Raw genomic sequence first — 20050 nt, forward strand, 5'->3', positions numbered from 1 at the left:
ACTCCTCTCGTTATTGCCATCGCCCCCCAGCGGAGCGCCTACGGGCCAATGTGGCCGAGCAAATACAGGTCTTCAGATTGCGTGCGACCTTATGTCGCAGTATAGGAAGGTCTTAACCGCACAGGTATTGGGGTCTTAGAGCAAATCGCGCTGTAAACCGGCGGGGTAATCGCGTCGGGGTCTGTGCGAGCGGGCATTCGAGGGGGCGACAACCTGTGGCCACAACCCCGGTGTTTTTGCGTAAAATGCCCGCCTTTCGTCACACCTCACGGATTTCGCGTCATGGGCACTCTTACGGTCAACCAGAACAAACTGCAAAAGCGCCTGCGCCGCCTGGCCGGCGAAGCAGTCACCGACTTCAACATGATCGAAGACGGCGACAAGGTCATGGTCTGCCTGTCCGGAGGCAAGGACAGCTACACCATGCTCGACGTGCTGATGCACCTGCAGAAGGTTGCACCGATCAAGTTCGAGATCGTCGCCGTGAACATGGACCAGAAGCAGCCGGGCTTCCCCGAGCACGTGCTGCCGGCCTACCTGAAAGAGCTGGGCATCGAGTACCACATCGTCGAGAAAGACACGTACTCGGTGGTCAAGGAGCTGATTCCTGAAGGCAAGACCACCTGTTCGCTGTGCTCGCGCCTTCGTCGCGGCACGCTGTACACCTTCGCCGACGAAATCGGTGCGACCAAAATGGCCCTCGGTCATCACCGCGATGACATCGTCGAGACGTTCTTCCTCAACATGTTCTTCAACGGCTCCCTCAAGGCGATGCCGCCGAAGCTGCGCGCCGACGACGGCCGCAATGTGGTGATCCGTCCGCTGGCCTACTGCAACGAGAAAGACATCCAGGCCTACTCGGACTTCAAGCAATTCCCGATCATCCCGTGCAACCTCTGCGGCTCCCAGGAAAACCTGCAGCGTCAGGTGGTCAAGGAAATGCTGGTGGACTGGGAGCGCAAGACCCCGGGGCGTACCGAGAGCATTTTCCGCAGCCTGCAGAACGTGATCCCGTCGCAACTGGCCGACCGTAACCTGTTCGATTTCACCAGCCTGAAGATTGATGAAACCGCCGCTTCGCGATTCGTTAACGTGGTGAACCTGTAAGCGATCCGATCGCTTGAAAAAAAAACGGCGCTCGCGGGCGCCGTTTTCAATTCGTTTTTTAGGAGAGGGCATGCGCGACTACAAGTGGCTGCACGAATACTGTCTGAACCGCTTCGGTTCGGCGGCTGAACTGGAAGCCCATCTGCCCGTTCCCAAGACCCCGGCGCAATTGCGCCAGATCAGCGACGACCGTTATCTCTCGACCATGGCCCTGCGGGTGTTTCGTGCCGGGCTCAAACACAGCCTGGTGGACGCCAAGTGGCCGGCCTTCGAAGAAGTGTTCTTCAAGTTCGACCCGGAAAAAGTGGTGCTGATGAGCGCCGAGCACCTTGAGCGGTTGATGCAGGACGCGCGGATCATCCGTCACCTGGGCAAACTGAAAAGCGTGCCGCGCAATGCGCAGTTCATTCTGGATGTCGAGAAAGAGAAGGGCAGTTTCGGCGCGTTGCTGGCCGACTGGCCGGTGACCGATATCGTCGGCCTGTGGACCTACCTGAAAAAGCACGGCCATCAATTGGGCGGCCTGTCGGCGCCACGCTTCCTGCGCATGGTCGGCAAGGACACGTTCGTGCCGAGCTACGATGTGGTCGCGGCGTTGAATGCACAGAAGATCGTCGACAAGGCGCCGAGCAGTCTGCGGGATCTGGCCACGGTGCAGAACGCGTTCAACCAGTGGCATGAAGAGAGTGGCGGGCGGCCGATGAGCCAGATTTCGATGATGCTGGCTTACACCGTTAACCATTGAGACCGAGTGATCGTTCCCGCGCAAAACGTGGGAACGATCTCGGGACAGCTGTCAGGCGACGGAGACTTCGCCTTCGCCGGCCAGCTTGCGGTTCAACTGATACCGCCAGCGCACATACAGCAGCGCCGAGCAGAACACCGCCAGACTGGCGATCATCTCCAGCACGCCGAACAGCTGGCGGCTCGGGTCATACGCCGCCAGTGCGCCCTTGATGAAATACAGGTTCACCACAAAGCACATCCATGAATGCGCCCGTGCGCTGCCCATGATCATGCCCGGTGCCAGCACCAGCCAAGGGATCAGCTCGATCAGCAGAATCACCCACGGCCGTGCGCCATGCAGGTCGGCGAACACCAGGTAATACGCGGCGAGCAGTCCGGCCAGGCCGAAAAAGCACAGCAGACTGATCACCCGCATTGCCCGCACCCGTGGCTCCAGCCATTCGACGGCAGGCAGGACTTTCGGCTTTCGGGCCATCTCAGTTCCCCAGCTTCTGGGCCGTTTTGGCCAGACGTGCGCCCAGTGCGCGGCACAGCGCCACTTCGTGCTGATCGAGACCGCTTTTGCCGTCAGCCCCGGCGTGATGGCTGGCGCCGTACGGCGTGCCGCCGCCCTGGGTTTCGAGCAGCGCCGATTCGCTGTAGGGCAGGCCGGTGATCAACATGCCATGGTGCAGCAGCGGCAGCATCATCGACAGCAGGGTGGTTTCCTGGCCGCCATGCAGGCTGGCGGTGGACGTGAACACGCCGGCCGGTTTGCCGACCAGCGCGCCGGTCAGCCACAGGTTGCTGGTGCCATCGAGGAAGTACTTGAGCGGCGCCGCCATGTTGCCGAAACGGGTCGGGCTGCCGAGGGCCAGGCCGGCGCAGTTCTTCAGGTCATCCAGCGTGGCGTACAGCGCGCCTTCATCCGGAATGTCCGGCGATACCGCTTCGCACTCGGTGGAGATCGCCGGCACGGTGCGCAGGCGCGCTTCGAGGCCGGCCTGCTCGACACCCCGGGCAATCTGCCGGGCCATCTCGTTGGTCGAACCGCTGCGGCTGTAATACAGAACCAGAATGTACGGCGCACTCACGGCAACAGCTCCAGGATCTGCTCCGGTGGGCGGCCGATGACGGCCTTGTCGCCGGCTTCGAGAATCGGTCGCTCCATCAGCTTCGGATGCGCCGCGATGGCTTCAATCAATTGTTTCTCGGTGAGACTGGCATCGGCCAGATTAAGGGTCTTGTATTCGTCTTCGCCGGTGCGCAGCAGTTGCCGGGCGCTGATCCCCAGCTTGTCGAGCAGGGCCTTGATTTGCGCGGCGTCCAGCGGCGTTTCGAGGTAGCGCACGACGTTTGGCGTCAGGCCACGGGCTTCGAGCAGTTCGAGCGCACCGCGGGATTTCGAGCAGCGCGGGTTGTGATAAAGCGTCAGATCGGTCATGGGCGGGTCGCTTCTTGCGTAGAGTGGCGGCTATTCTAACTGTGCAGCGCGCAATCCAGAACCTTGGGAGGCGATGGGTCGCAGGCGCATTCAATTTTTCACAAGGAACATGACATGACACGGCGACTGGCAGCGGCATTGACGATCATCGGGGCGTTGATGCTGGGGGGCTGCGGTAACGACTACGGCATCGATCAGAACGGGCAGAAAGTCGCGTCCGAGCGCCTGGACAAGCAATGGGTGGTACTCAATTACTGGGCCGAATGGTGCGGTCCGTGCCGCACGGAAATCCCGGAACTCAATCATCTGGCCGAAGAGCTCAAGGGCAAGAAGATCGGGGTGTTCGGGGTCAACTTCGACAATGTGCAGGGCGAAGAGCTGAAAGGTGCCAGCGAGAAGCTCGGCATCAAGTTCACCGTGCTGGCGCAGGATCCGGCGGATCTGTTCGAACTGCCGCGCAGCGAAGCCTTGCCGGTGACCTACATCATCGACAACAAGGGCAAGGTGCGGGAACAGTTGATGGGCGAGCAGACGGCGGCGGGGGTGATGGCGAAGCTTGAGGCGTTGAAGGCGAGCAATTGAGGATCGTTCCCACGCGATGCGCGGGAACGATCAGAAGGCTCAGCCTTCTTCCAGCCACCAACGCAATGGCTTGCCTTCGGCAGGCCAGAAGCGCATCTGCTCGATGGGCGAAACGTCCCAGCGCTCGACTTTCTCCAGGGCCTGCAGGAAACGCTGTTCCTGTTCCATCAGCGCTGGAGCGCAGAGTTTGCGGGTCTTGCCGATCTTGCCGAAGCTGAGCTGGTCGCCTTCCAGGGTGTAGGGCGCGAACCAGTGGTTGCAGCCACCATTGCCATAGGCCCGGCCATCATCGCCGAGGGTCACGGTCAGGTGGCTGTAATCCATCAGTGGCCGCTCGCCGATCCATTCCAGAATGTAGCTGCGGTTCTGTTGCAGTTGCACGGGCTCCGCGGCGCAGCCCATCAGGCCGGCGCCGACAGCGGCGGTCAGGGCCAGGTGTTTCATCATGCAGGCTCCTGGCATTTCGGGCACAGGTGCTTGTCACCGACGGCTTTCCAGCCCAGCTCGGCGATGCGCGCCGTGGCGGCCGGTTTCTCTGCCGGTTTGCCGAGCTTGGCGTCCACGGCGAATTCGAAGCTCAGCTCCTTGGCGCAGCTGTCGCAGTTGACTTGCCAGGTATGGATCGCCAGTTCGCCGAACACCGGGCCGGTGGTCATCGCGGTCCATTGACCTGGCGGGTTGATCAGATGGCGGACGGTGTCGACGGTCAGGCGCATGGACAAGTCCTTGCTGCCTTTGAGGGTCACGACCAGCACGTCACCGATACGGATCGAGCCACCGTTGCCGGTGACCTGATAACGGCCCGGTACCAGGGCGCGACATTCGGTGAGGGTGTGTTGCGGGTTCATCAGGGTGTAGCGGAAATCGTGTTCGACCATGGGTCCTCCAAATATGCGCGACATGCTAGCACGGGCTTGATTGCAGAATAACGCGCACGTGCGACCTTCGATCCGGTTCAAATCGACACCGCAGTCGTGGCAAACTGCCGCCTTCATCTCTAAGGAACGGAACATGGCGCTGATCGAATGTTATGAATGCAAGCGGAGCATCAGTCCCGAAGCGAAGACGTGCGTTCATTGCGGGGCTCCGATGGCGGGCGCGCAGGTACCGGCAAAGGCGAACTCCGTTGCATCAACGATTTCTTTTGGCAGTCTGCCCCGGAACAAGGCGGTTCCCGAAGCTTTCGTCGCAGCCCCCGCGCCTGCCCCGGAACCCAAAGTCATGCCCGCCGCTGCCGGACGCCGGCGCCGGCAACAGGCCGAGCGAGCGGCCGAACCTCGGTTGAATGCCGACGGCGTGCGTCCGGTCGAAGGCTGGTTGAAGATCATGGCGTTCCTGATGCCGATGATCTTTGTCTGGTTCCTGCTGCGCCGGGGGCATTCCTTCCAGCAGCGACTGATCGGCTTCGGCTGGCTCGGTCTGTTGATTCTGTGTGTGGCGATTTCTCCGACGCCGCCTCCTGCCTGACGCCTGATCGTTCAGCCCTCGACCTGGTTCTGCGGTGATCCCGCCGCCCAGGTCGCGATGTTATGCAGGGTGGTAGCGGCAATCGCGCCCAATGCTTCGCGGGTCAGGAACGCCTGATGCGCGGTAATGATCACGTTGGGGAAGGTCAGCAGCCGCGCCAGTACGTCGTCCTGTAACGGCAGGTCGGAGCGGTCTTCGAAAAACAGCTGCGCCTCTTCTTCGTAAACATCCAGCCCCAGATAACCCAGCTGACCGTCCTTCAGGGCGTCGATCAGCGCCGGCGTGTCCACCAGGCCACCGCGGCCGGTGTTGATCAGCATCGCGCCTGGCTGCATGTGCGCCAGCGAATCACGGTTGATCAGGTGCTTGCTTTGCTCGTTGAGCGGGCAGTGCAGGCTGATGATCTGCGATTGTTCCAGCAGTTGCGGCAGACTGAGATAGCGCGCGCCCAGGGCTTCGACGGCCGGGTTCGGATATGGGTCGAAGGCCAATAGCTCGCAGCCGAAACCGTGCATGATTTTCGCGAATGTGGCGCCGATCTGGCCGGTGCCGACAATGCCGACGGTCTTGCCCACCAGATCGAAACCGGTGAGGCCGTGCAGGCTGAAATCGCCTTCACGGGTGCGGTTGTAGGCCCGGTGCAGGCGGCGGTTGAGCGCAAGAATCAGTGCCACTGCATGTTCGGCCACCGCGTGGGGCGAGTAGGCCGGAACGCGCACGACCACCAGCCCCAGGCGTTTGGCGGCGTTCAGGTCGACATGGTTGTAACCCGCCGAGCGCAGGGCAATGAGTCGGGTTCCGCCGGCTGCCAGACGTTCCAGCACGGGAGCGCTGAGGTCGTCGTTGATGAAGGCGCAGACCACCTCGTGCCGGTCGGCCAGTGGCGCCGTGTCGAGACTCAGTCGGGCCGGTTGAAAGTGCAGTTCGATGCCGGCCGGGCAATCGACGGCAAGGAAACTGTCGCGGTCGTAGGTCTGGCTGCTGAAAACGATCGTGCGCATGCAATCCTCCTGAAGCATCGACGCGGGCGCGAATCACCCGCGACCACTTTAGCCGCGTCGGCGTTAACCCGCATTGCCGTGGATCAGGCGCTGATCTTCGCCTGCGCCGCCAGACGATTGATCGCCCGCTCCAGTTCATCCAGTGCGGTTGAGGCCTTGGGATCTTCCTGCTTGAGCAGGGTTTCGCTGCGCTGGCAGGCGGCACGCAATTGTGGAACGCCGCAATAGCGGGTGGCGCCGTGCAGGCGATGTACCCGTTCGAGCAGGCCGTTCTGATCCTGATTGTCGCGGGCCGTGCGAATGGCTTCACGGTCGGCCTCGAGCGAAGCCAGCAACATGGCCAGCATGTCCGCCGCCAGATCCGCCTTGCCGGCGGCCAGGCGCAAGCCTTCCTCGTGATCCAGTACCGGCAGGTCCTGATGCCCCACCAGGCTTTCACCGCCACGGTCCGGTGCCTGATTGCGCAGCGCAAGGCCGGTCCACTTCAGTACTACTTGCGCCAGTTGCCGCTCGCTGATCGGTTTGGTCAGGTAGTCGTCCATGCCGCTTTGCAGCAGTGCGCGTTTTTCGTTGGCCATGGCGTGGGCGGTGAGGGCGACGATCGGCAGCGGCGTGCAATGGCGCTCGCTTTCCCACTGGCGGATCGTCTCGGTGCTCTGGCGCCCGTCCATGCCCGGCATCTGCACGTCCATCAGCACCAGATCGAAGGCTTCGCTCTGCACAGCCTTGACCGCGGCGTAACCGCTTTCGACGGCGAGCACCTTGGCGCCCATGTCTTCGAGCAATGTCTGCACCAGCAGCAGGTTGGCCGGGTTGTCGTCGACACACAGCACTTTCGGCGCGCGGCTCGACAGCGGTTCGCCGGGTTCGCTGCGCGTCTGGCGCGGGTTGACCATGTCCGACAGTGCCCGGCGCAGCTTGCGGGTGCAGGCCGGTTTGGACTGGAGCTGGCTGTGCGGGTTGGGCACCGAGAGATGGAACAGTGTCAGTTCGGTGGTCGGGCACAGCACCAGTACCCGGCAGCCGAGGTGTTCGAGATCCCAGATGTGCTGGTTGAGGCGTTCCGGCGGCATGTCGTTGCTGGTGATGCCGAGCACCGCCAGATCGATGGCCTGATCGGTCTGATGGGCGCCGGTGACGCCATTGGTCAGGCTTTCCAGGGTATTGAACGGCGTGACGTCGAGTCCGCAGTCTTCCAGTTGATGCTGCAAGGCCTGACGCGCCAGTTCGTGGTTTTCCAGCACCGCCACCCGGCGCCCGAGCAATGGCGCGGCGGGCAGGTCTTCGGCATCGTCGCGGGTCTTGGGCAGGCTCAGGCTGATCCAGAATTCCGAGCCTTCGCCCGGGGTGCTGTCGACGCCGATCTCGCCGCCCATCTGTTCGATCAGACGCTTGGAAATCACCAGACCGAGACCGGTGCCGCCGGGCTGGCGCGACAGCGAGTTGTCAGCCTGGCTGAACGCCTGGAACAACGCGCGCACGTCCTGGTTCGACAGGCCGATGCCGGTGTCCTGAATACTGATGCGCAATTGCACGCTGTCTTCGTGTTCTTCTTCGAGCATGGCACGGGCGACGATGGTGCCCTCGCGGGTGAACTTGATCGCGTTGCTCACCAGGTTAGTGAGGATCTGCTTGAGCCGCAGCGGATCACCGACCAGCGACAGCGGCGTGTCGCGATAGACCAGGCTCACCAGTTCCAGCTGCTTGGCGTGGGCGGCAGGGGCGAGGATGGTCAGGGTGTCCTGCAACAGATCGCGCAGGTTGAACGGGATATGGTCGAGCACCAGTTTGCCGGCCTCGATCTTCGAGAAGTCGAGAATTTCGTTGATGATCCCCAGCAGGCTGTCGGCGGATTTTTCGATGGTGCCCAGATAGTCGAGCTGGCGCGGGGTCAGCTCGCTTTTCTGCAACAGGTGGGTGAAACCGAGAATGCCGTTGAGCGGCGTGCGGATTTCGTGGCTCATGTTGGCGAGGAACTCGGACTTGATCCGGCTCGCTTCCAGGGCTTCTTTGCGGGCCAGGTCCAGCTCGATGTTCTGGATCTCGATGGTCTCCAGGTTCTGGCGCACGTCTTCGGTGGCCTGATCGACGCTGTGCTGCAATTCTTCCCGGGCGTTCTGCAGGGTGCCGGCCATGCGGTTGATGCCGGATGCCAGTTCATCCAGCTCCTGACTGCCGAGGGGCGGCAAGCGGGTTTCCAGATGACCGTCCTTGAGTTGCGCGACTGCCTGTTTGATCTGGCTGATCGGGCGATTGATCGTGCGGCCCATGCGCAGCGCCAGCAATGCGGCGCCGGCCAGTCCCGCCGCAATCAGCAGCAGGCTGGCGAACAGGCTGCGGTAACCGCGCAGCAACATGCCGTTGTGTGAGAGTTCCAGCTCGACCCAGCCGAGCAGGCGGTCGGACTCTTCAGGGATCAGTTCGCCGGCAAGGTTGCGATGCTTGCCGAAGACCGGCATCAGATAGCGGGTGGCGTCGTTGCCGCTGCGCCGCAGCAATTGTGTGCTGTCGCCGCTGGGGGCCTGGTTGAGCATGGTCGGGCCGGCGTGGGCCAGCGGCGAGCGGTCGGGCGCGAGGAAGGTCACCGCGCGCACGTCCGGCTGTTCAAGGGACTGGGTGGCGATGCGCTCAAGCAGTTCGGCATCGCCGTGGCCCATGGCCGGCGCCACCAGCGGAGCGAGTTGCTCGGCGATCATTTCGCCGCGCTGCATCAATTGGGCCTGCAGGTCGGACTGCTGCGTCCAGGTGAAATAGCCGCCCAGCACCAGCGCCATCAGGCTGGTCGGCAACAGGGTCAGCAGCAACACGCGACCTTTGATTCCCAGTTTCTTGAGCACGCCTATCTCCTGCATCCCGCTGATCATTGACTCTTGCGTGCTTCCGGCACGCGGCATGGGCGCAGTGTAGCGATTTGCTTGCGGGCATTCCCGGGAAAAATCATGTCGTGATCGGTCGTTTCGATGCCGGTCATTTGTCCGGCAGGTCAACCTTGGGTTGCCGGGCGGCGGGCAATCTTGAATAATCGCCCAACTGAGAATTATTTGCAGATAGTCATGACTCCTGTCTCTGTTGGCCAGCCACGCATTCTTTCCATCGAGGACGATCCCGTACTCGGTGCCTATGTTCACGAGCAACTGGGGCGCAGCGGCTTCCAGGTCACCTGGTGCCAGAGCGGCAGCGAAGGCCTGAGCATCGCCCGGCGCCAGCCGTTCGATGTGGTGTTGATGGACATTCTGCTGCCGGGGCTCGACGGCCTGAATGTGCTGACGCAACTGCGTCAGAGTCATTCCACGCCGGTGCTGCTGATGTCCGCGCTGGGGGCCGAAGCCGATCGCATCAGCGGTTTCCGTCTGGGGGCCGACGACTATCTGCCCAAGCCGTTCAGCATGGCCGAGCTGCATGTGCGGATCGAAGCGATCCTGCGGCGGGTCGCCCTCGATCGGCGACCGGCAATCAGCGCTGAGCCCGTAGCGGCGGGCGGTCTGCACTTCGACGATGAGCAGTGCGAGGTGTCCTACCTCAATCAGCCCGCCGGCCTGACCCGCAGTGAATATCGCTTGCTCGAAACCCTCAATCGCAATGATGACGAGGTGCTGAGCAAGGCCTTCCTTTATCAGCACGTGCTCCAGCGCGGCTACGCAGCCCACGACCGCAGCCTCGACATGCACATCAGCCAGATCCGCCGCAAACTCAAATCGATTGGCTACACCGAGCGGGAAGTGCGCACAGTGTGGGGCAAGGGCTATGTTCTGAGCGCCGTCGATGAAGGTGTCTGACCTGCCGGGCCGGCATTCGCTGTTCTGGAAACTGGCGTGTCTGCTGGTGGCGTTCTGTCTGCTGATGATCTGGTTGAGCTGGTCCTGGGGCCGCTATATGGAGGAGCGCAACCAGTTCCTCTCCGACGAGGCGCGCGGCACATTGGCGCGTTATGCCGCCGAAGCCGAGGAGGCGTGGCAGCGCGATCAGCGTGTTGGCATTGACCGCTGGTTGCAAAGCATGGAATTGCGCGAGGCCGGTTGGGTTGGCGTGATCGGCGGCAACCTGCAGTCGCTGAGCAGTGATCCGCTGAACGCACAGGAAATCCAGCACCTGACCTTTCTGCGCGGTCTCGACTGGCCGATTCACAAGAAAGGTCGGCCGTGGCTGCGCGTGCCATTCCCCACAGAACCGGCCGCCGGCAGCCTGGTCATCGAACTGCCTGAACGCTTCCTGCCGGGCAAGTACCGAGTGTTCTGGCGAGTGATCACCAACGGCGTGATTCCCGGTCTGTTCACCCTGTTGCTGTGCGTGGGCCTGTATCGCTTGCTGGTGGTGCCGTTGAACAACCTGCGCGAACAGGCCAACGCGTGGCGCGCCGATCAACTGAATGTGCGTCTGTCGAGCGGCATCACCCAGCGCCCGGACGAACTCGGCGAGCTGGCCCGGGCCTTCGATTCGATGTCCGAACGCCTGCAATCGACCGTTGCCCTGCAACAGCAATTGCTGCGCGACCTGTCCCATGAACTGCGCACCCCCCTGAGCCGCCTGCGGGTGGCCAGCGAAAGCGAGCAAGAACTGTTGCCGTTGCGCGAACGCATCGGCCGCGAAGTCGATGGCATGCAGCGGCTGGTCGAAGACACCCTGCAACTGGCCTGGCTCGAAACCGAGCGTGCTCCGTTGCCGGATGAAGCGATCCAGATCCAGGCCCTGTGGGAAATGCTCACGGAAAACGCCTGTTACGAAAGTTGCTGTCCGACAGGGCAGTTGCAATGTGCGGTGGATGCATCGTGCTGGGTGCGCGGCAATCTCAATACCCTGGCCCAGGCGCTGGAAAACATCCTGCGCAATGCGATCCGTCATTCGCCCAGCGGCGGCATCGTGCGGCTGGATGGAAGGCGTGACGGGGATTACTGGCATCTATGGCTGGAGGATGAGGGCGGCGGCGTGGCCGAGGCGGATCTGGAGCGAATCTTCTCGCCGTTCACCCGACTCGACGGCTCGCGGCCGGGGGATGGTGGTTTCGGTCTGGGGTTGAGCATCGCGAGGAATGCGGTGCAGCGCCAGGGCGGGACTTTATGGGCCGAGAATGGCCAGTCGGGATTGCGATTGAATCTGCGGTTGGTGGCGGATGACAGCGCCGCCCATTCCGGCGCCTTCGCTGGCAAGCCAGCTCCCACAGTGGACATGAGTCACCCGCGAATTGTGTGAGCAGTAAAAGTTGTACCACCGTCGCGACTTTTGCTGCTTATTCCAAGAAACCATAAGCACCGCACTTTGCGTGATATGGGCCGCGCAGGTTTGCCGGTATGATAGGCGCCCCCGCTGTCCGGATTGCGAAAAACGCCATGACCTTGCAGTACCCAACCATCGCCGATTGCGTCGGCAACACGCCGCTGGTGCGTTTGCAGCGCCTGCCCGGTGTCACCAGCAACACCCTATTGCTCAAGCTCGAAGGGAACAACCCTGCGGGTTCGGTGAAGGATCGTCCGGCGCTGTCGATGATCACCCGTGCCGAGTTGCGCGGGCAGATCCACGCCGGCGATACGCTGATCGAAGCGACCTCGGGCAACACCGGGATCGCCCTGGCGATGGCTGCCGCGATCAAGGGTTACAAGATGATCCTGATCATGCCGGACAACTCCAGCGCCGAGCGCAAGGCGGCGATGACTGCCTATGGCGCGGAGCTGATTCTGGTCAGCCAGGAAGAGGGCATGGAAGGCGCTCGCGATCTGGCCCAGCGGATGGAAGCCGAAGGCCGTGGCAAGGTGCTGGATCAGTTCGCCAACGGTGACAACCCCGAAGCGCACTACACCACCACCGGCCCGGAAATCTGGCGTCAGACCCAGGGCACCATTACCCATTTCGTCAGCTCCATGGGGACCACCGGGACCATCATGGGCGTGTCGCGCTATCTGAAAGAGCAGAGCGACAGCGTGCAGATCATCGGCCTGCAACCGATGGAAGGCTCGGCCATTCCCGGCATCCGCCGCTGGCCGCAGGAATACCTGCCGAAGATTTATCAGGCTGATCGTGTCGACCGCATCGTCGACATGGCGCAAAGCGAAGCCGAAGACGTCACCCGTCGTCTGGCCCGGGAAGAAGGCATCTTCTGTGGCGTGTCCTCGGGCGGTGCGGTAGCAGCGATGCTGCGCCTGTCCAAAGAAGTTGAAAACGCGGTGATCGTCGCGATCATCTGTGACCGTGGCGACCGATACCTGTCGACCGGCATTTTCGACGCGGCCAACTGATGGCCAAGCACGAGAGAGGCCTGCGCTTCCAGCCCACCGGCGGCAGCAAGGCCCCGCAACTCCCGACCGGCAAAAAGCAGCGCTTGAAGATCGAGCGGCTGGCCAATGACGGTCGCGGCATCGCGTTTTTTGAAGGCAAAACCTGGTTCGTTCTCGGCGCCCTGGCGGGTGAAGAAGTCGAAGCGCGGGTGCTTGGCGCCCACGGCAAAGTGGTCGAGGCGCGCACCGAGCGTGTGTTCACCGCCAGCGAATTGCGTCGCCCGGCAGCTTGTCAGCACGCCGGTCGCTGCGGCGGTTGCAGCGTTCAGCATTTGCCCCACGGCGAACAGCTTGCCCTGAAACAGCGCATGCTCGCCGAACAGCTTTCACGAGTTGCCGGCGTCGAGCCCGAGGAATGGGCCGCACCCTTGAGCGGTCCGGAATTCGGCTATCGTCGCCGCGCCCGTATTGCCGTGCGTTGGGACAGCAAGGCCAAAACCCTTGAAGTCGGTTTCCGCGCTGCCGGCAGTCAGGACATCGTGGCGATCAACGAATGCCCGGTGCTGGTACAGCCCTTGCAGCCGATCATGACCCGCTTGCCGGAGATGCTCCGTCGCCTGAGCAAACCTCAGGCGTTGGGGCATGTGGAGTTGTTCAGTGGCTCGTCCCTGGCCATTCTGCTGCGTCACATGGCGCCGTTGTCCGAGGCTGATCTGACGATCCTCAAGGATTTCTGCGCATTCCATGAAGCGCAGTTGTGGCTGCACGGCGAAGGTGAACCACAGCCGGTCGATGCCACGCAGTCGCTGGGCTATCGCCTGGAACAGTGGGATCTGGAACTGGCCTGGCGGCCGGGGGATTTCATCCAGGTCAATGCCGGGGTCAACGAAGCGATGGTCGCCCAGGCGCTGGAGTGGCTGAAACCGACCGCTGATGAGCGCGTGCTCGACCTGTTCTGCGGTCTCGGCAACTTTGCCTTGCCGCTGGCCAAAACCGTGCGCGAAGTGGTGGCGGTCGAAGGTGTGCAGACCATGGTCGATCGCGCCGCCGCCAACGCTGCCAGTAACAATTTGCATAACACAAAGTTTTTTCAGGCCGATTTATCTCAGCCTTTGACCGATGCCGAATGGATCGGAAACGGCTTTTCTGCGGTACTCTTGGACCCACCGCGTGACGGTGCTTTCGAGGTGGTGCGCAAGCTCGCGACCCTGGGTGCCGAGCGGTTGGTGTATGTGTCGTGCAACCCTGCAACTCTGGCGCGCGATACGGTCGAATTGATCAAGCAGGGCTACCGGTTAAAACGTGCCGGGATTCTCGATATGTTTCCTCAGACGGCACATGTCGAGGCCATGGCGTTATTTGAAGCGAGCTAGGATGGCTCGTCTGATCCGACTGGTCCGCCTGTGCAGCACTCGTCTTAGCCCCGCGAGTGCGGACGGGCAATCAAGGTCAGTGATTTGACGCATTGAGTCTGCGTCGTAGGGAAGGTAAAGCAAGATGGTACAGGTGAGAGCACACCAGCCGATCAACACCGACGGCAGTATCAATCTCGAGGCTTGGCTCGATCATGCGGTCAGTGTCGATCTGGCACTGGATCGCGAAGCCTTGAAGGAGGCCTGTGAGTACGCTCGACAGGCCGAGCAACAGTCCAACGCGGCGAAGAATCTCTGGTCCGAAGGCAGCGGCAGTTTCAGCACCGGCCTCGAGATCGCGGAGATTCTCGCCGACCTCAAGCTCGATCAGGATTCGCTGGTCGCGGCGGTGCTTTACCGTGGCGTGCGCGAAGGCCAGATCGAACTGGCAGCAGTCAGCCAGCGCTTCGGCCCGGTGGTCGCCAAACTGATTGACGGCGTGCAGCGCATGGCCGCGATCAGTGCCAGTCTCAGCCCGCGCCAGTCGATGGTGATGGGCACCCAGGGCCAGGTGGAAAACCTGCGCAAGATGCTGGTGGCGATGGTCGACGACGTACGCGTCGCGCTGATCAAACTCGCCGAACGCACCTGCGCGATCCGTGCGGTGAAAACCGCCGATGACGAGAAGCGCAACCGGGTCGCCCGGGAAGTCTTCGACATCTATGCGCCGCTCGCCCACCGTCTCGGCATCGGTCATATCAAATGGGAACTGGAGGACTTGTCCTTCCGTTACCTGGAACCCGACCAGTACAAACAGATCGCCAAGTTGCTGCACGAGCGGCGGCTCGACCGCGAGCGCTTCATCGCCGATGTGATGACCCAGCTCAAGGACGAATTGCAGGCCACCGGCGTCGACGCCGACATCAGCGGCCGGGCCAAGCACATCTATTCGATCTGGCGCAAAATGCAGCGCAAGGGTCTGGAATTCAGCCAGATCTACGACGTGCGTGCGGTGCGCGTGCTGGTGCCGGAAATGCGCGACTGCTACACCGCGCTCGGCATCGTCCACACCCTGTGGCGGCACATCCCGAAAGAGTTCGACGACTACATCGCCAACCCGAAAGAGAACGGCTACCGCTCGCTGCACACGGCGGTGATCGGTCCGGAAGGCAAGGTGCTGGAAGTCCAGATCCGTACCCATTCGATGCACGAAGAGGCCGAACTCGGCGTCTGCGCGCACTGGCGCTACAAGGGCACCGACGTCAAATCCGGCTCGAACCACTACGAAGAGAAAATCTCCTGGCTGCGTCAGGTGCTCGAGTGGCACGAAGAACTGGGCGATATCGGTGGCCTCGCAGAACAGCTGCGGGTCGATATCGAACCGGACCGGGTCTACATCTTCACCCCGGACGGTCACGCCATCGACTTGCCGAAGGGCGCGACGCCGCTGGACTTCGCCTACCGCGTGCACACCGAAATCGGTCACAACTGCCGTGGTGCGAAGATCAACGGGCGCATCGTGCCGCTCAACTACAGCCTGCAGACCGGCGAGCAGGTCGAGATCATCACCAGCAAGCACGGCACGCCGAGCCGCGACTGGCTGAACCCGAACCTCGGTTACGTCACCACATCCCGGGCGCGGGCGAAGATCGTTCACTGGTTCAAGCTGCAGGCTCGCGATCAGAACGTCGCGGCGGGCAAGACCCTGATCGAACGCGAGCTCAATCGCCTCGGTCTGCCGGCGGTGGATTTCGACAAGCTGGCCGAGAAGGCCAACATGAAAACCGCCGAAGACATGTTCGCCGCCCTCGGGGCCGGCGACCTGCGTCTGGCGCAACTGGTCAACCTGGCGCAGCAACTGGTCGAGCCGGAACGCGGCAACGAACAGCTGGAACTGATTCCACGCAAGGCCACCGGCTACAAGCCGGGCAAGCGCGGCGACATCCAGATCCAGGGCGTCGGCAACCTGATGACCCAGATGGCCGGCTGCTGCCAGCCGTTGCCGGGGGATGCGATCGTCGGTTACATCACTCAAGGGCGTGGCGTGAGCATTCACCGTCAGGACTGCGCCTCGGTGCTGCAACTGGCCGGGCGCGAGCCGGAGCGGATCATCCAGGTCAGCTGGGGCCCGGTGCCGGTGCTCACCTATCCGGTGGACATCGTCATCCGCGCCTACGACCGTTCCGGTCTGCTGCGTGACGTTTCGCAGGTGCTGCTCAACGAGCGGATCAACGTGCTGGCGGTCAACACCCGTTCGAACAAGGAGGACAACACGGCGCTGATGTCCCTGACCATCGAGATTCCGGGGCTGGACGCACTGGGCCGGTTGCTGGGGCGGATTTCCCAGTTGCCGAACATCATCGAGACGCGGCGTAACCGGACTCCATGAAACCGACCTACAGCCTTGAAGACCTGTTGCACCTGATGAACCGTCTGCGGGATCCGCAGTACGGTTGCCCGTGGGACATCAAGCAGACTTACGCGACCATCGTCCCGCACACCCTCGAGGAGGCCTACGAAGTCGCCGACGCCATCGAGCGCGGCGACTTCGATCACTTGCAGGGCGAGTTGGGCGATCTGTTGTTTCAGGTGGTGTATTACAGCCAGCTGGCCCGGGAAGAAGGGCGGTTCGAATTTGCCGGTGTGATCGACAGCATTACCCGCAAGCTGATTCGTCGTCACCCGCATGTCTTCCCGACCGGCGATCTTTATGCACCGCTGGATGTGCCGCGTCTGAGCGAAGAGCAGGTCAAGCAGCGCTGGGAGGAGATCAAGGCCGAAGAACGCGCCGAGAAATCCGCCGATCCGCAGCAACTGTCACTGCTCGACGATGTGCCGGCTGCATTGCCGGCCTTGTCCCGCTCGGCCAAATTGCAGAAGCGCGCCGGGCAGGTCGGTTTCGACTGGCCGGACGCCTTGCCGGTGCTGGACAAGGTGCGCGAAGAGCTCGATGAAGTGCTCGAAGCCATGTCCGAAAATGACCCGCAAGCGGTGGCGGACGAGATCGGTGACCTGCTGTTTTCCGTGGTCAATCTGGCCCGGCATCTGAAGGTCGATCCGGAAACCGCACTGCGTGGCGCCAATGGCAAGTTCGAACGACGCTTCCGTTTTATCGAACAGGCATTGCGCGACACCCACCGCCCCATGGAAGATTGCACCCTCGAAGAGTTGGACGCCCTGTGGGGTGAAGCCAAACGTCAGGAAAAGAATTTGCCCAGCTGCGGCTGAGCCGTTGCCCAAGTGAGTAAGCATCAATGAGCCTTTCCCTTCGCGACCAGTTGCTCAAGGCAGGACTGGTCAACCAAAAGCAGGCCAAACAGGTCAGCAAAGACAAACAGAAGCAACAGCGCCTGGCCCACAAAGGCCAGATCGAACTGGATGACTCCCAGCAGCGTGCTGCCCAGGAAGCCATGGCCGAGAAGGTCAAGCGCGACCAGGAGCTGAACCGTCAGCAGCAGGAGAAGGCCGAGGCCAAGGCCCGCGCGGCGCAGGTCAAGCAGTTGATCGAAGTCTCGCGTCTGCCGAAGCTGACCACCGAGGACTACTACAACTTCGTCGACGACAAGAAGGTCAAGCGCATCTCCGTCAACACGCTGATGCGCAACAAGCTCAGCAGCGGCTCGCTGGCAATCGTGCACCATGCCGGCGGCTATGAAGTGATTCCTCGTGAAGCGGCCCTGAAGATTCAGGAGCGCGATCCACAGCGCATCGTGCAGCTCAACGAGAAGGTCGAAGAGGTCAGTACTGAGGATGATCCGTACGCGGCGTATGTGATCCCTGACGATCTGATGTGGTAAGCGGGTCCCGCCGGGCTGCGAAGCGGCCCTGAAACACCCCATAACGACAAACCCCGCCAATGGCGGGGTTTGTCGTTTTTAATGCTGTGGTTTCGGTTCAGGCGGATTTCAGATCCCGCTGCCGTTCTTGCAGTTCCAGTTCGGCCTTGTAGTTGTGGGCGTCGATCTCGTTGTGGAACATGCCGACCAGCAAGTCTTGTTGATGCACATCCCAGATCCGTACGCCGGCGGCTACGCCTTCATGGGACATGTGTGAATCGTCGCGTTCAGTTACTTTTACAGTCATCTGCTAGCTCCAATCTCTGTTATCTGCAGCAAGGCGTGTGCAGGACTCTTTTATAAAATTTGTTAGCCTGCTAAGTAAACGCTCGATTTGTGCAATGTATTCTTGCGAAATCTGCAACAGCGCTGGAGCCCTTTGAATACGCGACATTCAGTCGCAGGGCGGTAAGTTGCATGACAGAAGTTTCATCTTGTCGCGGCTGAAAAGCGCTTTTCTCCAGACGAAAAAAAACGCCCCGAACCAGTCGGGGCGTTTTCATGTGCGGCTCAGCGGAAGGGAATTACTTGCCTTCCCAGCGCTTCAGCACGAGGGTGGCGTTGGTGCCACCGAAGCCGAAGCTGTTGCTCATCACGGTGTTGATGGTGGCGTTCTCGCGGGTCTTGGTCAGCACCGGCAGATCGGCCACTTCAGGGTCCAGTTCGTCGATGTTGGCGGAACCGGCAATGAAGTTGCCTTCCATCATCAGCATGCAGTAGATCGCTTCGTGAACGCCGGCGGCGCCCAGGGAGTGACCCGACAGGCTCTTGGTGGAGCTGATGGCCGGGGCCTTGTCGCCGAACACTTCACGCACACCTTTCATTTCCGCGACGTCGCCGACCGGAGTCGAGGTACCGTGGGTGTTCAGGTAGTCGATCGGGGTGTCGACGGTGGACAGCGCCTGCTGCATGCAGCGGATGGCGCCTTCGCCGCTTGGAGCCACCATGTCGTAGCCGTCGGAAGTCGCGCCGTAGCCGACGATTTCCGCGTAGATCTTCGCGCCACGGGCCAGAGCGTGTTCCAGCTCCTCGACCACGACCATGCCGCCACCGCCAGCGATGACGAAACCGTCACGGTCGGCGTCGTAGGCACGGGAGGCTTTTTCCGGGGTGTCGTTGCGCTTGCTGGACAGGGCGCCCATTGCGTCGAACAGGAACGACTGGCTCCAGTGCTCCTCTTCACCGCCCCCGGCGAACACGATGTCCTGCTTGCCCATCTGGATCTGTTCCATGGCGGTACCGATGCAGTGAGCACTGGTGGCGCAGGCAGAGGCGATGGAGTAGTTCAGGCCCTTGATCTTGAACGGCGTGGCCAGGCACGCCGAAACGGTGCTGCTCATGGTCCGCGTTACACGGTATGGGCCAACGCGCTTGACGCCTTTCTCGCGCAGGATGTCCAGCGCTTCCATCTGGTTCAGGGTCGATGCACCACCGGAACCTGCGATCAGACCGGTACGCGGGTTGGACACCTGCTCTTCGGTCAGACCGGAATCGGTGATGGCGTCTTTCATGGCCAGGTAGGCGTAAGCCGCTGCGTGGCCGACGAAACGATAGATCTTGCGATCGATCAGTTCTTCAAGGTTGAGGTCGATGGAGCCGGAAACCTGGCTACGCAGACCCATTTCGGCGTATTCCGGGTTGAACCGGATGCCAGGGCGGCTTGCACGCAGGTTAGCGGAGACGGTCTCTTTGTCATTGCCCAGGCACGAAACGATGCCCAGACCAGTGATAACGACGCGGCGCATGCGAATAACCCTTAGAAGTTGTCAGTGGAGGTGAACACGCCGACGCGAAGGCCTTCGGCGGTGTAGATTTCGCGACCGTCGACAGTCACCGAACCGTCGGCGATGGCCAGGTTCAGCTTGCCCTTGAGGACGCGTTTGATATGAATGTTGTAGGTGACTTTCTTGGCGGTCGGCAGGACCTGGCCGAAGAATTTCACTTCGCCCGAACCCAGCGCACGGCCGCGGCCCGGCAGGCCTTGCCAGCCCAGGAAGAAACCGACCAGTTGCCACATGGCGTCCAGACCCAGGCAGCCCGGCATCACCGGATCGCCCTCGAAGTGGCAAGCGAAGAACCACAGGTCAGGGTTGATATCCAGCTCGGCGACCAATTCACCTTTGCCGTACTTGCCGCCTTCTTCGCTGATCAGGGTGATGCGATCCACCATCAGCATGTTCGGGGCGGGCAGTTGCGCGTTACCTGGGCCGAACAGCTCACCGCGACTGCAGCGCAGCAGGTCTTCCCGAGTAAAGGCGTTTTGTTTGGTCATGCGAGCTCCTCAATAATCCCATGCGGCAGGTGGGGCAAATCTTCCCGACCGATTGAC

At 61.8% G+C, this 20050-nt stretch carries 21 protein-coding genes; 11 read left to right on the forward strand and 10 right to left on the reverse strand.

The window, feature by feature from the left end; all coding sequences use genetic code 11:
- The first annotated feature begins 282 nt into the window (after positions 1 to 282).
- Both ttcA and M5B44_RS18245 read left to right on the forward strand, forming a co-directional pair.
- The gene (ttcA, locus tag M5B44_RS18240) at positions 283 to 1107 is read left to right on the forward strand and encodes a tRNA 2-thiocytidine(32) synthetase TtcA (RefSeq protein ID WP_064598661.1); all 825 of its coding nucleotides are present in this window, start codon (positions 283 to 285) and stop codon (positions 1105 to 1107) included.
- 70 nt (positions 1108 to 1177) lie between these two features.
- Positions 1178 to 1852 (forward strand): DNA-3-methyladenine glycosylase I, encoded by a 675-nt coding sequence (locus M5B44_RS18245; RefSeq protein ID WP_085730411.1) that lies wholly within the window; start codon positions 1178 to 1180, stop codon positions 1850 to 1852.
- A gap of 51 nt (positions 1853 to 1903) precedes the next feature.
- On the opposite strand, the gene M5B44_RS18250 is transcribed toward M5B44_RS18245, so the two are convergent.
- Genes M5B44_RS18250 through arsC form a run of 3 tightly spaced genes read right to left on the reverse strand, consistent with a single transcriptional unit; the run spans position 1904 to position 3277 of the window.
- On the reverse strand, positions 1904 to 2329 hold the full coding sequence (locus M5B44_RS18250; RefSeq protein ID WP_248740078.1) for a DUF2069 domain-containing protein: 426 nt from the start codon (positions 2327 to 2329) through the stop codon (positions 1904 to 1906).
- A 1-nt stretch (position 2330) separates the two neighbouring features.
- Entirely contained in the window at positions 2331 to 2927 is a 597-nt protein-coding gene (wrbA, locus tag M5B44_RS18255; RefSeq protein WP_085683574.1) for an NAD(P)H:quinone oxidoreductase, read from the reverse strand.
- Positions 2924 to 3277 carry an arsenate reductase (glutaredoxin) gene (gene arsC, locus M5B44_RS18260; RefSeq protein ID WP_248740079.1) on the reverse strand — a complete coding sequence of 118 codons (354 nt, stop codon included), beginning with the start codon at positions 3275 to 3277 and terminating at the stop codon, positions 2924 to 2926. Before arsC ends, wrbA begins: the two co-directional genes overlap by 4 nt.
- Before the next feature lie 114 nt (positions 3278 to 3391).
- Between arsC and M5B44_RS18265 the strand changes: the two genes are divergently transcribed.
- Entirely contained in the window at positions 3392 to 3859 is a 468-nt protein-coding gene (locus tag M5B44_RS18265; protein ID WP_085710986.1) for a TlpA family protein disulfide reductase, read from the forward strand.
- A 39-nt stretch (positions 3860 to 3898) separates the two neighbouring features.
- Here M5B44_RS18265 and M5B44_RS18270 read toward each other — a convergent pair whose 3' ends face one another.
- A complete protein-coding gene (locus M5B44_RS18270; RefSeq protein ID WP_248740259.1) occupies positions 3899 to 4303 on the reverse strand; it encodes an META domain-containing protein in 405 nt (134 codons plus the stop codon).
- On the reverse strand, positions 4303 to 4737 hold the full coding sequence (locus tag M5B44_RS18275; protein WP_007957770.1) for a hypothetical protein: 435 nt from the start codon (positions 4735 to 4737) through the stop codon (positions 4303 to 4305). Before M5B44_RS18275 ends, M5B44_RS18270 begins: the two co-directional genes overlap by 1 nt.
- Before the next feature lie 133 nt (positions 4738 to 4870).
- On the opposite strand from M5B44_RS18275, the gene M5B44_RS18280 reads away from it, so the two are divergent.
- Positions 4871 to 5326: a hypothetical protein gene (locus M5B44_RS18280; RefSeq protein ID WP_248740080.1), complete on the forward strand. Its 456-nt coding sequence runs from the start codon at positions 4871 to 4873 to the stop codon at positions 5324 to 5326.
- A gap of 11 nt (positions 5327 to 5337) precedes the next feature.
- Here the strand turns inward: M5B44_RS18280 and M5B44_RS18285 are convergent, their stop codons facing one another.
- Both M5B44_RS18285 and M5B44_RS18290 read right to left on the reverse strand, forming a co-directional pair.
- On the reverse strand, positions 5338 to 6327 hold the full coding sequence (locus M5B44_RS18285; RefSeq protein ID WP_248740081.1) for a 2-hydroxyacid dehydrogenase: 990 nt from the start codon (positions 6325 to 6327) through the stop codon (positions 5338 to 5340).
- Positions 6328 to 6410: 83 nt separating this feature from the next.
- Positions 6411 to 9164 (reverse strand): response regulator, encoded by a 2754-nt coding sequence (locus M5B44_RS18290; protein ID WP_248740082.1) that lies wholly within the window; start codon positions 9162 to 9164, stop codon positions 6411 to 6413.
- Positions 9165 to 9380: 216 nt separating this feature from the next.
- On the opposite strand from M5B44_RS18290, the gene M5B44_RS18295 reads away from it, so the two are divergent.
- The 7 genes from M5B44_RS18295 (at position 9381) to M5B44_RS18325 (ending at position 17682) form a co-directional block, all read left to right on the forward strand.
- Positions 9381 to 10103: a response regulator transcription factor gene (locus M5B44_RS18295; protein ID WP_248740083.1), complete on the forward strand. Its 723-nt coding sequence runs from the start codon at positions 9381 to 9383 to the stop codon at positions 10101 to 10103.
- Positions 10090 to 11514, forward strand: coding sequence for a sensor histidine kinase (locus M5B44_RS18300; protein ID WP_248740084.1), 1425 nt, complete (start codon positions 10090 to 10092; stop codon positions 11512 to 11514). The genes M5B44_RS18295 and M5B44_RS18300 overlap by 14 nt, the downstream gene beginning before the upstream one ends.
- Before the next feature lie 137 nt (positions 11515 to 11651).
- Positions 11652 to 12554 (forward strand): cysteine synthase CysM, encoded by a 903-nt coding sequence (gene cysM / locus M5B44_RS18305; RefSeq protein ID WP_114884822.1) that lies wholly within the window; start codon positions 11652 to 11654, stop codon positions 12552 to 12554.
- Positions 12554 to 13906, forward strand: coding sequence for a 23S rRNA (uracil(1939)-C(5))-methyltransferase RlmD (gene rlmD / locus M5B44_RS18310; RefSeq protein WP_248740085.1), 1353 nt, complete (start codon positions 12554 to 12556; stop codon positions 13904 to 13906). Before cysM ends, rlmD begins: the two co-directional genes overlap by 1 nt.
- A 124-nt stretch (positions 13907 to 14030) precedes the next feature.
- Positions 14031 to 16274, forward strand: coding sequence for a GTP diphosphokinase (relA, locus tag M5B44_RS18315; RefSeq protein ID WP_248740086.1), 2244 nt, complete (start codon positions 14031 to 14033; stop codon positions 16272 to 16274).
- The gene (mazG, locus tag M5B44_RS18320; protein ID WP_248740087.1) at positions 16271 to 17113 is read left to right on the forward strand and encodes a nucleoside triphosphate pyrophosphohydrolase; all 843 of its coding nucleotides are present in this window, start codon (positions 16271 to 16273) and stop codon (positions 17111 to 17113) included. Before relA ends, mazG begins: the two co-directional genes overlap by 4 nt.
- 26 nt (positions 17114 to 17139) lie before the next feature.
- The gene (locus tag M5B44_RS18325) at positions 17140 to 17682 is read left to right on the forward strand and encodes a DUF2058 domain-containing protein (RefSeq protein WP_248740088.1); all 543 of its coding nucleotides are present in this window, start codon (positions 17140 to 17142) and stop codon (positions 17680 to 17682) included.
- A gap of 97 nt (positions 17683 to 17779) precedes the next feature.
- Here the strand turns inward: M5B44_RS18325 and M5B44_RS18330 are convergent, their stop codons facing one another.
- The 3 genes from M5B44_RS18330 to fabA all read right to left on the reverse strand — a co-directional run bounded on the left by M5B44_RS18330 (position 17780) and on the right by fabA (position 19993).
- Positions 17780 to 17968, reverse strand: a complete 189-nt coding sequence (locus tag M5B44_RS18330; RefSeq protein ID WP_007957795.1) for a hypothetical protein — start codon at positions 17966 to 17968, stop codon at positions 17780 to 17782.
- Positions 17969 to 18245: 277 nt separating this feature from the next.
- Positions 18246 to 19466, reverse strand: a complete 1221-nt coding sequence (gene fabB, locus M5B44_RS18335; protein ID WP_007974551.1) for a beta-ketoacyl-ACP synthase I — start codon at positions 19464 to 19466, stop codon at positions 18246 to 18248.
- An 11-nt stretch (positions 19467 to 19477) separates the two neighbouring features.
- The gene (gene fabA / locus M5B44_RS18340; RefSeq protein WP_003227150.1) at positions 19478 to 19993 is read right to left on the reverse strand and encodes a 3-hydroxyacyl-[acyl-carrier-protein] dehydratase FabA; all 516 of its coding nucleotides are present in this window, start codon (positions 19991 to 19993) and stop codon (positions 19478 to 19480) included.
- Positions 19994 to 20050: the final 57 nt, after the last annotated feature.

Origin of the sequence: Pseudomonas sp. MWU12-2029 (genome assembly GCF_023242425.1) — a bacterium.
GTDB classification, from domain to species: Bacteria; Pseudomonadota; Gammaproteobacteria; order Pseudomonadales; family Pseudomonadaceae; genus Aquipseudomonas; species Aquipseudomonas kribbensis.

Excerpts from the sequence above, each read along its gene's own strand:
- ttcA (WP_064598661.1), top strand. The coding sequence starts at position 283 with ATGGGCACTCTTACGGTCAACCAGAACAAACTGCAAAAGCGCCTGCGC.
- M5B44_RS18245 (WP_085730411.1), top strand. The coding sequence starts at position 1,178 with ATGCGCGACTACAAGTGGCTGCACGAATACTGTCTGAACCGCTTCGGT.
- M5B44_RS18250 (WP_248740078.1), bottom strand. The coding sequence starts at position 2,329 with ATGGCCCGAAAGCCGAAAGTCCTGCCTGCCGTCGAATGGCTGGAGCCA.
- arsC (WP_248740079.1), bottom strand. The coding sequence starts at position 3,277 with ATGACCGATCTGACGCTTTATCACAACCCGCGCTGCTCGAAATCCCGC.
- M5B44_RS18265 (WP_085710986.1), top strand. The coding sequence starts at position 3,392 with ATGACACGGCGACTGGCAGCGGCATTGACGATCATCGGGGCGTTGATG.
- M5B44_RS18270 (WP_248740259.1), bottom strand. The coding sequence starts at position 4,303 with ATGAAACACCTGGCCCTGACCGCCGCTGTCGGCGCCGGCCTGATGGGC.
- M5B44_RS18275 (WP_007957770.1), bottom strand. The coding sequence starts at position 4,737 with ATGGTCGAACACGATTTCCGCTACACCCTGATGAACCCGCAACACACC.
- M5B44_RS18280 (WP_248740080.1), top strand. The coding sequence starts at position 4,871 with ATGGCGCTGATCGAATGTTATGAATGCAAGCGGAGCATCAGTCCCGAA.
- M5B44_RS18285 (WP_248740081.1), bottom strand. The coding sequence starts at position 6,327 with ATGCGCACGATCGTTTTCAGCAGCCAGACCTACGACCGCGACAGTTTC.
- M5B44_RS18295 (WP_248740083.1), top strand. The coding sequence starts at position 9,381 with ATGACTCCTGTCTCTGTTGGCCAGCCACGCATTCTTTCCATCGAGGAC.
- M5B44_RS18300 (WP_248740084.1), top strand. The coding sequence starts at position 10,090 with ATGAAGGTGTCTGACCTGCCGGGCCGGCATTCGCTGTTCTGGAAACTG.
- cysM (WP_114884822.1), top strand. The coding sequence starts at position 11,652 with ATGACCTTGCAGTACCCAACCATCGCCGATTGCGTCGGCAACACGCCG.
- rlmD (WP_248740085.1), top strand. The coding sequence starts at position 12,554 with ATGGCCAAGCACGAGAGAGGCCTGCGCTTCCAGCCCACCGGCGGCAGC.
- relA (WP_248740086.1), top strand. The coding sequence starts at position 14,031 with ATGGTACAGGTGAGAGCACACCAGCCGATCAACACCGACGGCAGTATC.
- mazG (WP_248740087.1), top strand. The coding sequence starts at position 16,271 with ATGAAACCGACCTACAGCCTTGAAGACCTGTTGCACCTGATGAACCGT.
- M5B44_RS18325 (WP_248740088.1), top strand. The coding sequence starts at position 17,140 with ATGAGCCTTTCCCTTCGCGACCAGTTGCTCAAGGCAGGACTGGTCAAC.
- M5B44_RS18330 (WP_007957795.1), bottom strand. The coding sequence starts at position 17,968 with ATGACTGTAAAAGTAACTGAACGCGACGATTCACACATGTCCCATGAA.
- fabB (WP_007974551.1), bottom strand. The coding sequence starts at position 19,466 with ATGCGCCGCGTCGTTATCACTGGTCTGGGCATCGTTTCGTGCCTGGGC.
- fabA (WP_003227150.1), bottom strand. The coding sequence starts at position 19,993 with ATGACCAAACAAAACGCCTTTACTCGGGAAGACCTGCTGCGCTGCAGT.